This window comes from Sphingomonas hankookensis (genome assembly GCF_001619955.1).
GTDB lineage: Bacteria > Pseudomonadota > Alphaproteobacteria > Sphingomonadales > Sphingomonadaceae > Sphingomonas > Sphingomonas hankookensis_A.
In genome coordinates this window covers 1-11,706 of the sequence record NZ_LQQO01000028.1, presented here as the reverse complement: position 1 = coordinate 11,706, position 11,706 = coordinate 1, and the positions used below count along the sequence as shown (strand labels likewise).

Sequence of the window (11,706 nt, the reverse complement as noted above, 5' to 3'; positions counted from 1 at the left end):
TCTTCTGGCTGTGATCAACGAGTCCTGACCCTAAGCGCAAAGTCCCATTCGAACTTCCGCCGCGCAAACAGCTAATAAAAGGATTGTCGGGGGTCGGCTTCAACTTGACGACGCGACGATTGCACGCCGCCTGAGCCCGTCGATGTCGGCCGATTGGGATACTGGCTGTTTAGTCTTTGCATCTGGTGGGCTATGAGGTCCCGCGATAGCTTCGAATCCTATACTCATTGGAATATCTGTCAGATGGAACCGCCCCGTCGCTTCGGACGACCGACATTGGAGGAAGCGGCAGGCCTGCGTAACCGGGTCATGGAAGAGACGCTGGGCCTGTTGCGCGTCACCGGTATCAGCGGCCTGTCAGTTGATGAAGTCGCGAGACTGGCTGGCGTCACGAAACGCACGATATATCGCCAGTTCGGTAGCAAGTCCGAACTTGCCGACATTGTAGTAGATCAGGAAATAGATAGACTTCAGGACGGTATTCTTAGTTCAACTAACGAAGCATCGCCTATCGGAAAGTTGCAATGCTGGGCAAGGTCGTTTTTCGATTATGTTGTCGAGCCAGATAACGCATCCTTTCTCAATTATCTGTGCTTCGAATCAATCGATGATCCGTGCCTGCGCTCGAAATTGTCTGGATGGCATATGCGAATGATGGATATTGCGCTTCAGTTGATAGGCCGTGCTCAGAAGCTGGGCGAATTGCCGTTGCTGCCGCCCGAGCGACTTGCGGGTTTGCTCATCGATCTGATGAACGGAGCGATGCATCGGCGACGCCTGCACCTCGATGAATTGCTGGTGTTCGTCGGACAGACGCAGGAAGATCATTTCCGCTCGCGATGGAATTGCTTCCTCGCGCTGGCGAACGGCGGATGTCCCTCGGACACCGGTTAACGGCACCGCCTTCCAAGGCGGGTGGTAGCTTGTACCGTTTCTGAAAGTATCCTATCGTGTGTACATGTTGAACGGCATAGGCGTAGCGCCCGTGATCGCAGGGAATGTGCCAATGGGCGATCGGAAGGCAGGTCGGCCGGCATTCGACGCATTGTGTGCTGACCTTGCGAGCGTACACGGCAAGTCGGCAAAACCAACGATCTGCTTCTACGACCTCGACCGTACCGTAACCCGCTTTCCGACTTGGTCGTGGTTCCTCGCGAGGACCATACTACGGTATTGCCCATGGCGCATCGTGCTGGTCCCCTTCGTGATGCTGGTCGCGATCGGCAGGGCGGTTGGATGGGTTAGCCGCGACCGCATCAAGGAGGTGATGCACGGCGTGCTCATCGGACGCGATACGCGGCAGGCCGTAATCGATCGATGGGCCGGAAGCTTTGCCGATCATGTCGTGCGTAACGGCATCCGCCCCGGCGCGCTGCTGCAGATTGCGGCAGACCGCGCCGCCGGGCATCGCATCGTTCTGGCTACCGCCGCGCATCGTTTCTACGCCGAACCCATCGCGCGCAGACTGGGTATTAGCGATGTCATCGCGACCGAGGCGCGACGGCGCGGCAATCGCATCACCCATCGGCTTGCGGGTGCGAATGTATATGGTGAAGCGAAGCTGGCCGCGGTCAGCGCTTGGCTGTCGGGACAGGGTTTCGCGCGCGAGGATTTGCTGGTTCGTTTCTATTCCGATCATGCCAGCGACGCGCCTTGCCTAGCGTTCGCCGACCGAGGAATCGCGGTGAACGGCAACCGGTCGATGCGCGCCCTCGCCGGGCAACATGACTGGACATCGCTCGATTGGAACCTGACGACAGCGGTCGTGGCCTGACTCGTGCAGGCCGTCATCCTCAGTGCCGGGCGCGGCTCGCGCCTGTTGCCGCTCACGCAGGACATGCCGAAATCCATCGTCCCGATGGCGAACGGCACAATCCTCGACCAGCAACTCGCCGCGCTGGCGCAGGCAGGTATCGCGCGGGCGATGGTCGTGGTCGGCTATCGCGCCGACCAGATCAAACGCCACCTTGCGGCACGGCATCTACCCATCGAGGTCGAACTGCGCTTCAATCCGTTCTGGGCGGTGGCAAGCAGCATCGGCAGCGTTTGGGCGGCGCGTGACGTCCTGCACAATCCCTTCTGCTTGATGAACGGCGACAGCAGCTTCGCATCCGCCATTATCGAACGGGCGATCGCCGTTCCACCGCGCAGCGTCGGACTGGTGGTCGAGCCGTTGGGCGTGCCGGAAGAGGACGACATGCTCGTCCGGGTGGATGAGGGTGCCGTGATCCGCGTTTCGAAAAGCCTTGCAACCTCGTACGCAACCCATCGTTCATTGGGCATCATCGTTGGCGCTCGGGACAGCGGGTATGGCGATGCGCTGGCCCGTGTGATTGGAGAGGCGGATGGTTACGCCGCTTATCATCACGACGTGATCAGTGCGCTGGCGCAGACCGAACCGGTTGAGGCGCTCGTCGAAACCAGTGGCGACTGGATTGAGATTGATCGGCCCGATGATATCCTGCGGTGGACGGCGAGACGGGGGCAATGACGCGGCGTCGGTCAATTGCTTTCCTGTTCCTTGGCGAAACGTTGCTAATACCGCACCTGTATCCAATCGTGGAGGCGCTCGCCGCTGCCGATAGCACGGTGGCGATCGATCTGTGGGTATCGACGTCGGTGCATGAACGGCTGTTGCGGCGCTGGACGGCGCTGCTCGATGCCCCCGGTATCGTCATTCGTCGCGCGCCCGGCTTTCGAAGAGACGACGGCGACGAAGTCGGGCGCAATCCGGTGTTGCCGTCCAAGCTGCCGATGCTGTTCCGCCTTGCGCCGCGCCTTGCCAGGACGCCGGTGGTGGTCTGTGCCGAACAGACCAGTCTGTGGTTGCCGCGCCTGATGCCGTGGCGGGCAACCCGATACGTCAAGACATCGCACGGGGTCGGATCGATGAGCGCGCGAGACGATCCGCGTCGCCGCGCCGCGTTCCATACGCTGGTTCCCAGCGAGCAGGAACGCGAAACCTATCTCAAGCGGGGCATCGCGCCCGATCGCATCACCGCCACCGGCTATGTGAAGGCGGCGTTCACTCACCACGCCCCGGTGCGTACGCTGTTCGCACAGGATCGGCCGGTCCTCCTCTATACCCCGCACTGGCAGGCGCACCGCTCGTCATGGCCCGCCTGGGGGCGAGAGATCGTGGCGATGCTCGTCGCCCGAACCGACTGGAACGTGATCCTGGCGCCGCATCAGAGGCTGATCGAACAGGCACCCGACCTTCGCGAGGTGCTGGCGAAGGTCGCCGGATTGACGCATGTTCACTGCGATCTCGACAGCTTCGCCGGGGTCGACGGCAGCTATACCGCGATGGCCGACCTGTATCTGGGCGACACGTCGAGCCAGTTGATCGAATATCTCGTCCGTCCACGCCCGGCGGTGTTACTTGACCCGGCGGAGCGCGACTGGCGCGCGGATCCCGCGTTTGCGATGTGGCATGCGGGGGAAGTGGTACGCACGCTCGACGACCTGCCCGCCGCGATCGACGGCGCGCGGGCGGCCCATCCCCGCTTCGCCCCCGTCCAGCAGGCGATCGCGCAGGCGGCGGCGGGGGATGCGAGCGGGGCGGGCGCGGCGCGGGCGGCAGAGGTAATCCTCGCGATACTGAACGACGCCGTGCCGGAACGCGGGCGGCCAAACAGGTAGAATCATGCCGGATACCACCGACCTTCCTTTCCCCCGTGTCGAACCGGTCGGGGACAACCCGACCTTGTTGTGGGGGATGGACGCGCGGGAACGGCTGCGCCGCATCGCCAGCGCGCTCGGCCTGCCGGACAGCGGAACCGCAGGCGACACGGTCCTGCTCGCCAACCTCGAATATGCGTTCGATCCGGCATGGATGCGCCATCTGCGCGGTCGCCGCGACTGCGTACTGACGCGCGACGGCGTGGCCGTTCTCGCGCATGTCGCCGATGCGGACCGTATGGCTGTGCGCGATGCCATGACACAGGGCACGACGCTGCCGCCCCATCTGACGATCCTGCCCGCGGAGGACGAGGGCGGCATCTTCGACGAGGCGTTGCGCAAGCGCGAACGCCCGTTTGCCGAACGGCTGGTGCCAGCCAACGTCCCCGCGATCGAACGGGCGAGCTATGTCGGTGCTTACAAGGGCGTCACCGATGTGCTGACCAAATATCTGTGGCCCGAATGGGCGTTCGTCCTGACCTGCATCGCGGCGCGCATCGGCCTGTCCCCCAACGGAGTCACGGCGATCGGATCGGTGCTGTGCATCGTGGCGACGATCGCGTTCTGGCATGGCTGGTTCTGGACCGGCATGGCGACCGGACTGATCTTCATGGTGCTGGACACGGTCGACGGCAAGCTGGCACGCTGCACGATCACGTCCTCGAAACTGGGCAATGCGTGGGATCACGGCGTTGATCTCGTCCATCCGCCGATCTGGTGGTACGCATGGGGCGTTGGATGCGCGGCCTATGGGCGGCCGCTGACGGATGACGTGTTCTGGGGCGTGATGGCGGCGATGCTGTTCGGCTATGTCGCGCAACGCCTAATCGAAGGGGCGTTCATCGTCCGCTTCGGCATGCACATCCATATGTGGCGACCGTTCGACAGCCGTTTCCGGCTCGTCACCGCACGGCGCAATCCCAACATGGTCATCCTGTTCGCGGCGATACTGGTCGCGCGGCCCGATTGGGGAATCGTCGCGGTCGCATGGTGGACGATGACCTCGCTGTTGGTCCATCTGGTCCGACTGATGCAGGCGATGGCACGGGCGCGACGCGGCGATGCGATGGTCAGTTGGCTCGCATGACGCGGCTTGCGCGACGGCGTGTCGATCCCATGTAATGAATATGCCAGTCAAATCCGCACTCGTATCACTTGCCGCGCTCGTCACGATGGTGGGGATGCCCGGTATTGCGCAGGCGGAGGATTGTGCGGGCACCTCTGGTGCGGGAAAGATCAGGCTTACGCTGGTGGCGACGGCGATACGAAGCACAAAGGGCGAAGTCGTCTTCACTCTGTATCCCGACGATCGGAAGCGTTTCCTCGCCAAGGGCGGAAAACTGCTGCGTGTGCGGACGGCGGCGCGCCTGTCACGGACCACAGGCTGTTTCTGGGTCGCACCCGGCCATTATGCGGTCGCGACCTATCATGACGAGAATGGCGACCGCGATTTCAACCGGACGCTGTTCCGGCCGAAAGAAGGGTTCGGCTTCTCCAACGATGCGCCTGCGACGATGGGGCTGCCGGCATTTAGTGCGGCCCGCTTCGCGGCACCGGCCGACGGCCGAAGCATCTTCATACGGACGCGCTATCCGAACTGACCGTGCTGCCAGCCGGTCGGGATATAATTTCAGCCGTTCGTAATGCTTGCAGGTCCGCCGGAAGTATCGCAAAAGGAAACCCTGCCGTGTACTTTACGGCAATCGGGTCGAGATCCTGCTGAAAGTAACGTACATGCGCGATGCTACAGTTTTGCGACCCATGGTCGACATTCCGTCCGAGAATCGCTTCGCGCGGACGCTGGCCAATGACGATCTGCTGCCGCTGCTGTCCGGCCTGACCGGACGGATGATCCAGATGCCTGTGCGTCTCCGCCCGCAAGCCGTGCCGCTCGACGCGGCGCGTCCCCGCATTGCCGTCATCGCCAACCAGCGCAGTCATCGCAGCACCGCCCGACACGGGCACGACCACGGGCACAATCGGAACATCCTGTACGCTGCTCCCGACACGCGCGAACGGATGGTCGACGCGCTGGAAAGCTTCGCCCAGGCGCAGGTCGACCTGCTGGTCATCGACGGTGGCGACGGCACGGTGCGCGATGTGATGAGCGCCGCCCGGCCGATGTTCCGCGAACGGATGCCACCGATCGGCGTGATGCCGAATGGCAAGACCAACGCGCTGGCCAACGACCTGCGTATCCCGGCGGGATGGAATCTCGACGCGATCGTCGCGGCATTCCACAAAAGCACTATCGCCGAACGCGCGCCGATAGAAATCACCTATGACGGTACCGAGGTTCCGCTCAGCGGCTTCATCCTTGGTGCCGGTGCTTTCGTTCGTGCGACGATGCTGGCGCAGGGGGCCCACCGGATGGGGGTGTTCAACGGCACGGCCGTCGGGCTGTCGGTGCTAGGCGGGGTGTTGCAGACGTGTCTGGGCAAACGGAGCAATCCGTGGCGCGCGGGCGAGATGATGGCATGCCGGAACGAAGTGACCGGGGAGATGTGCGAACGGCGGTTCTACCTCATGCTGCTGTCCACGCTTCGGCGGTTTCCGCTCGGCCTGCGACCTTTGGGGCGGGACGGCGTGGGGTTGAACGGGCTGGCGATCGACGCGCCGCCCCGCTTGATGCCGGTCGTCGCCCCCGCCATCCTGATGGGCCGGGAGTCCGGGTGGCTCAACCGCATGGGATATCACCGCCTGAACGACCTCAAACCATCGCAGGTCACGTTGGAAAACGGGTTCATTCTCGACGGGGAATTGTTCCCGGGTGGCACCATGTCGGTCCGGGCCGGAACTCCGCTTCGTTTCGTCGTTCCGTGACGTCGCTGCGTGCCCTGATCGCGACCGAACTGTCCGAGCCGCAATCCGCTGTCATCACGACGGTGGCACGGGTGCTGATGGAACGGTTGCAAGGGGACGCGGTACTTTTCTACGGCTCGACGCTGCGCACCGGCGACCTCGACGGCGTACAGGATTTCTATGTCCTGCGCGCATCGCCATCGTCTTCCCGTCCCGGCTGGTCGATGTTGTGGCCGGATATCAGCTATCACGAGATCGACGTTGCGCGGCAGATCGTCCGGGCCAAGGTGGCGACCATGCCGCTGGACGTCTTTCGCAAGTCGGCATCGGGCGTCCTGCTCGACACGACGATCTGGACCCGGTTCGTGCAACCCTCCGCCCTGCTGTCGGCACGCGATGCGTCGGTGCGCGACCGGGTCGTCGATGCGATCGCGCTCGCCGCCGTCACCGCCGCGACCTTCGCCGCATTGCACGGCCCGGTGACGGCCCGGCCGCTCGACTATTGGCGGTCGCTGTTCAAGGCGACCTACGATACCGAATTGCGCGTCGAGGCGCCCGGTCGGCACGAACAGATCGTCGCCCATCAACCGGCACGCTACGAACGCCTGTTGCCGTTGGCATGGCAAAAGGCGGGTATCGCGTTCGAGGAACGTGACGGCTACATCTCTCCCCGGCTGCGGCAGGGCCAGATCGAGATCATTGCCGGGGCGTGGTGCGCCCGGGCGGGCTTCGGACGCTGGCTGAACGCTGCCCGGCTTATCAAGGCCGCGTTCACGTTCGACGGCGCGGCGCGCTATGCCTTGTGGAAGATCGAACGACATACCGGCGTCCGCGTGGCGCTGACCCCGTGGCGCGAACGCCACCCCATCCTGTCCGCGCCGGGTGTCCTGTGGCGCGTATGGCGCTCCGGGGCGGGACGATGAGCTGGTCGGCGCTTGTGCTCGCGGGATCGCGGGGGGAAGCGGACCCGGTGGCCGTGAGCGAAGGGCTGTCGGACAAGGCGCTGGTCGACGTCGGTGGAACGACGATGCTGGCGCGGGTCGTATCGGCGATCGGGGCCGCGGGCGGAACCCGTATCGCGGTATCGGCGAACGCCGCAGCCGTCGTCGCCGAAGCGCGACGGGCAGGTGCCCGACCGTTGCCTGCCGAAGCGGGACCGAGCGGCAGCACCGCCGTCGCCTTCGCCGAACTGGGCGCGCCGTTGCTGGTGACGACCGCCGATCACGCGCTGTTGCGCGGGGAATGGATAACGGCTTTTCTCGCCGCGACGCCGCCCGACGCGGATGTCGCCGTGCTGCTGGCCCGCCGCGACCTTATCGAGGAAGCTGCACCCGGGTCGCGCCGCACCTATCTCCGCTTCGCCGACGGCGACTGGTCGGGCTGCAACCTGTTCTATCTCGCCACCCCCAGGGCGGCGGGCATGATCGACCTTTGGCAAAGGGTGGAGCGTGATCGCAAGCGGCCATGGCGGATCGTGCTGCGGCTGGGGCCGGGATTGCTGATACGCTATCTGACGGGACGGCTGACGCTGGCGGCAGCCGTGGACGCGCTGGGCCGACGCGCCGGGATACGGGCGGTGGTGGTGCCGGCGATCGACGGACTGGCGGCGGTCGACGTCGATCGCCCGGACGACCTCGCCTTCGTGCGTGCACGGATCAGCGGCGCAGCAGCCGCGCGACCGACAGGCTCAGCAGCACCGCGCTGACCAGCGAACCGGCGAATACGCCGATGCTTGCCCCTTCCGCCGCCATCACGGGAAGCAGGACGATCATCGTTGCCATCTGCACCGCCGCGCCGACGATGCGCGACACCATCGCCGCAGTCGAACGGTGCGCCGCCATCAGCACCGGTTCGAACGTGACGACCGCCAGATCGATCGCGCCCGCCGCCACCATCCACACCAGCAACGGATAGGCCGCTGCATAGCGGGGATCGCCGCCCACCGCCGTCAGCAGCGGACGTCCCGTCAGCGCGATCAGGCCAAGGATGGCGAGGCCCGCCGCTCCCGATGCGACAAAGCCGCGTCGCAACGATCGGGCCATCGTCGCCGAGCGTGCCTGTCGCATCGCGCGCACCAGTTCGGGAAACGCCGCCCGCGACAATAGTTGCGAGAATTTCACCAGCGCCTGTGCCAACTGGATGGCGAGCCGAAATCCCCCGGCGGCGGCCGGTCCCACAAAGCCGCCGACGAACAGCAGCGGCACATGCTTGCTCGCCAGTCCCAGTGTCGAGCTGATATTGGTGTTGACCAGGAAACCGAACAATTGCGGATTTTCGCGCAGAAGCGCGTCTAGCGCGACCGGTCCCTCGCGGATGATCTTCAGATCGCCGTTCTTCGCCAACAGCCACCAATAGGCGGCGGCGGTGGCGACTTCGGCCACCGCCCATGTCACCAGGAACGCCTGCAACGTCGGATAGAATATCGTAGCGATCACCGCACCGGTCAGCCGGACGACCGGCGTCACGCTGTCCGCCGTCGCGCTTTCGCGGAAGCGGCTGGACAGGCGCAGGATGCCGACGGCGGCGGAACGGACGGTGATGATCTGCGCCACCGCGAAGATCACGGTGTCGCCCATCATGCTGCCCTCGATGCCCATCGCATCGCCAAAGAACACCAGGATCGCGACGGTGAGCGCGATCCCGACCACGGCGCTTGTCGCGTCGAGCAGGATACAGGCACGGTACAACCTGCCGAGCGCTGCACGGTCGCCACACCGCAAATGTTCGACGCCATACCGCACGACGACCTGCCACGTCTGAAACCCGACGAACAGAACCAGAGCCTGCGCGGCACCCGTTACCAGCGCGAAACGGCCAAAGTCCCTGACGCCGAGCGTCCGGGTCGCAAGGCCGAGATAGACGAGCGACAACAGTGCCAGCACGCCCCGGCTGGCGAGCAGCCAGCCGAGATTGCGTAACGCGGCGTGGATGAGGCTGCTTCCCGACCCCGCCTGCGCGCTTTCCGTTTCCTTCATGGCAATCGCCTAGAAGTCGCGATGGGGCGGAGCAAGTCGCATGGGTGACAGCGCCGATGCGCGGGCCTACAGACCGCGCGTTCGATCGAGGAGAAGCCCCATTTGCGGGATCGCGGGATATTATGCGCGCGGGCGTGGTCCAGTCGTCGCCGCGACGATACGTCGGCAATGCGATGCGATCCTGCACCGCGGCCCGGACAGCGACGGGGTGCTGGTTGACGGAGATTTCGGGTTCGGGATGCGGCGGCTGAGCATCGTCGATCTTGCCGGCAGCGATCAACCGATCCACAGCGCCGATCGTCGCCATGCGATCGTCTTCAACGGCGAAATCTATAACTACCGCCGCCTGCGCGACGAACTCGCCGCGCTCGGCCACCGTTTCGCCACCGATGGCGACACCGAAGTCGTGCTGGCCGCATGGCGGCAATGGGGGCGCGATGCGTGGGCACGTCTGGATGGCATGTTCGCCGTCGCGATCTGGGACCGGTCGTCGCGGCGTCTGACGCTGGCGCGCGACGCCATCGGGATCAAACCGCTATATTACGCGATCAACGGACATACGCTGGCGTTCGGGTCGGAACTGAAGGCAATACTGGCGCTGCCGGGGATGACGTTCGACATCGATTCCGATGCCGTCCACGGATATTTCACCTTCGGCCACATGCGTGGGCCATCGACGATCTATCGTCAGGTCCGGATGCTCGAACCGGGAGCGACGCTGGAACTTGGCGCGCAAGGATCAGCGGAACATCATCGATACTGGACCGCACGCTATACGCACGACGAATCGCGGACCGATGCCGGATGGATCGACGCCTTTCGCGATACGTGGCTGGCGACAATACGGGACCAGATGCTGAGTGCCGACGTCGAAGTCGGTGCGTTCCTGTCCGGTGGCGTGGATTCATCGGCGGTCGTCGCGTCGATGGCGCGCGTGTCCGATCGGCCTGTCCGCACCTTCACCATCGGCTTCGATGATCCGCGGTACGATGAATCGCGCTATGCCGAGGCGGTGGCGCATCATCTGGGCTGTCGGCATCGCACGATGCGACTGAACGCCGACGATGCACGAACGGTCCTGCCCGCGATCCAGCGCGTCTATGACGAACCCTTTGCCGACCCTTCCGCCGTGCCGACCTGGTATCTTTCCCGCCTGGCGGCACAGGACGTCAAGGTCGCCCTGTCGGGGGACGGCGGCGACGAGTTGTTCTTCGGCTACAAACGGCATCTGACCGAACGCCGGCTCGGGCGGCTGCCGGCCGTGGTGCGCGGCGCGGCCCGCCATGCAGCGCGAATCCCGCCCTTGCCGTGGGCGGGTGCGAACCGCCGGCTCCAGCGCTGGCAGAAGACCGCGGCGGGGCTGGGGCTGGCCGATGGCGTCGCACGCTTCTTTTCCAAGACGCAGATAACCACGCCCGAACTGCGACGGCGGCTCTTCGCCGGAACCGCGCTCGACGGACGCGACGGTCCAGCCGCGTTGTCGGACATGGCGCGATCCTTCTGTCCCGATCCCGACGCAATCTCCACCGATCCGCTCGATCAGTTCGCGATGTGCGATCTGCAGCTCAACCTGCCCGGTGCGATGCTGACCAAGGTGGACCGGGCGAGCATGGCACATTCCCTCGAAGTCCGAGTGCCGATGCTGTCGCACAGGATGGTGTCGCTCGCGCTGGCGATGCCGGGGCAGATCAAGCTGCGCGGCGGCTTGGGGAAATGGCCGGTGCGCGAGGCCGTGGCCCCGTGGCTGCCCGCCAATATCCTCGACCGCCGCAAACAGGGTTTCCAGATGCCGCTGGCTGAATGGTTCGCCGACGACTTCGGCGGCTATGTCGAGGAGATGTGGAACGATGGCGGCCTGCGATCGTCCGGCCTGCTGAACCCGGATGCGATCGATACCCTGTTTTTCGAACATCGCACCGGCCGCCGCGATCATGGCCGCATTCTCTACGCCATCGCAATTTTTGCACTCTGGTATGATCGTCGTATGCCCTGATCCCGGCTGATCCGTCACGGTCTTGCGCCGGAATGGGGAAGTGGCAGGAAGGTATGCGGGGTGCCGGAATGGGGTCGGCGATCGTCGAGGTGATGCTGGTGCTGGTCGGTCGGCCTAGTGAGTCCGTCGACTTTGAAGGCTTCGATCGTCCGGGTGAAGCCCGAACAAGCTCGCGGCGGCTAGGGTCAGGACCCATTGATGTGAGCGTCGCGATCTGATTCAGGCTCCGCAAGGAGACCGGGATGAGTGACCTGT

11 protein-coding genes are annotated in these 11,706 nt (G+C 64.6%); 10 read left to right on the top strand and 1 reads right to left on the bottom strand.

The features are described from left to right. Positions 1-243: 243 nt before the first annotated feature. The 9 genes from AVT10_RS17835 (at position 244) to AVT10_RS11220 (ending at position 8,188) form a co-directional block, all read left to right on the top strand. Positions 244-894: a TetR/AcrR family transcriptional regulator gene (locus AVT10_RS17835; RefSeq protein WP_198158567.1), complete on the top strand. Its 651-nt coding sequence runs from the start codon at positions 244-246 to the stop codon at positions 892-894. Between the two features lie 64 nt (positions 895-958). Further along, entirely contained in the window at positions 959-1,774 is an 816-nt protein-coding gene (locus tag AVT10_RS11255; protein ID WP_232307988.1) for an HAD family hydrolase, read from the top strand. A 3-nt stretch (positions 1,775-1,777) separates the two neighbouring features. Then, entirely contained in the window at positions 1,778-2,491 is a 714-nt protein-coding gene (locus tag AVT10_RS11250; RefSeq protein WP_066691192.1) for a phosphocholine cytidylyltransferase family protein, read from the top strand. Between the two features lie 98 nt (positions 2,492-2,589). Next, positions 2,590-3,642: a hypothetical protein gene (locus AVT10_RS11245; RefSeq protein WP_232307987.1), complete on the top strand. Its 1,053-nt coding sequence runs from the start codon at positions 2,590-2,592 to the stop codon at positions 3,640-3,642. A gap of 4 nt (positions 3,643-3,646) precedes the next feature. Continuing rightward, positions 3,647-4,768 (top strand): CDP-alcohol phosphatidyltransferase family protein, encoded by a 1,122-nt coding sequence (locus AVT10_RS11240; RefSeq protein ID WP_157092758.1) that lies wholly within the window; start codon positions 3,647-3,649, stop codon positions 4,766-4,768. A 40-nt stretch (positions 4,769-4,808) separates the two neighbouring features. After that, a complete protein-coding gene (locus tag AVT10_RS11235) occupies positions 4,809-5,282 on the top strand; it encodes a DUF2141 domain-containing protein (protein WP_232307986.1) in 474 nt (157 codons plus the stop codon). Between the two features lie 160 nt (positions 5,283-5,442). Beyond that, the gene (locus AVT10_RS11230) at positions 5,443-6,504 is read left to right on the top strand and encodes a diacylglycerol/lipid kinase family protein (protein WP_066691173.1); all 1,062 of its coding nucleotides are present in this window, start codon (positions 5,443-5,445) and stop codon (positions 6,502-6,504) included. Further along, on the top strand, positions 6,501-7,406 hold the full coding sequence (locus AVT10_RS11225) for a hypothetical protein (protein ID WP_066691170.1): 906 nt from the start codon (positions 6,501-6,503) through the stop codon (positions 7,404-7,406). The genes AVT10_RS11230 and AVT10_RS11225 overlap by 4 nt, the downstream gene beginning before the upstream one ends. After that, entirely contained in the window at positions 7,382-8,188 is an 807-nt protein-coding gene (locus AVT10_RS11220; protein ID WP_066691167.1) for an NTP transferase domain-containing protein, read from the top strand. Before AVT10_RS11225 ends, AVT10_RS11220 begins: the two co-directional genes overlap by 25 nt. Here the strand turns inward: AVT10_RS11220 and AVT10_RS11215 are convergent. Beyond that, positions 8,139-9,458, bottom strand: a complete 1,320-nt coding sequence (locus AVT10_RS11215) for a lipopolysaccharide biosynthesis protein (protein WP_066691164.1) — start codon at positions 9,456-9,458, stop codon at positions 8,139-8,141. The genes AVT10_RS11220 and AVT10_RS11215 overlap by 50 nt on opposite strands. Before the next feature lie 40 nt (positions 9,459-9,498). Between AVT10_RS11215 and asnB the strand changes: the two genes are divergently transcribed. After that, the gene (asnB, locus tag AVT10_RS11210) at positions 9,499-11,451 is read left to right on the top strand and encodes an asparagine synthase (glutamine-hydrolyzing) (RefSeq protein WP_084401619.1); all 1,953 of its coding nucleotides are present in this window, start codon (positions 9,499-9,501) and stop codon (positions 11,449-11,451) included. Positions 11,452-11,706: the final 255 nt, after the last annotated feature.

What these genes read in the sequence shown, in the direction of transcription:
- AVT10_RS11240 (WP_157092758.1), top strand. Translation starts at nt 3,647, where the DNA reads ATGCCGGATACCACCGACCTTCCTTTCCCCCGTGTCGAACCGGTCGGG.
- AVT10_RS11230 (WP_066691173.1), top strand. Translation starts at nt 5,443, where the DNA reads ATGGTCGACATTCCGTCCGAGAATCGCTTCGCGCGGACGCTGGCCAAT.
- AVT10_RS11220 (WP_066691167.1), top strand. Translation starts at nt 7,382, where the DNA reads ATGGCGCTCCGGGGCGGGACGATGAGCTGGTCGGCGCTTGTGCTCGCG.
- AVT10_RS11255 (WP_232307988.1), top strand. Translation starts at nt 959, where the DNA reads ATGTTGAACGGCATAGGCGTAGCGCCCGTGATCGCAGGGAATGTGCCA.
- AVT10_RS17835 (WP_198158567.1), top strand. Translation starts at nt 244, where the DNA reads ATGGAACCGCCCCGTCGCTTCGGACGACCGACATTGGAGGAAGCGGCA.
- AVT10_RS11235 (WP_232307986.1), top strand. Translation starts at nt 4,809, where the DNA reads ATGCCAGTCAAATCCGCACTCGTATCACTTGCCGCGCTCGTCACGATG.
- asnB (WP_084401619.1), top strand. Translation starts at nt 9,499, where the DNA reads ATGGGTGACAGCGCCGATGCGCGGGCCTACAGACCGCGCGTTCGATCG.
- AVT10_RS11215 (WP_066691164.1), bottom strand. Translation starts at nt 9,458, where the DNA reads ATGAAGGAAACGGAAAGCGCGCAGGCGGGGTCGGGAAGCAGCCTCATC.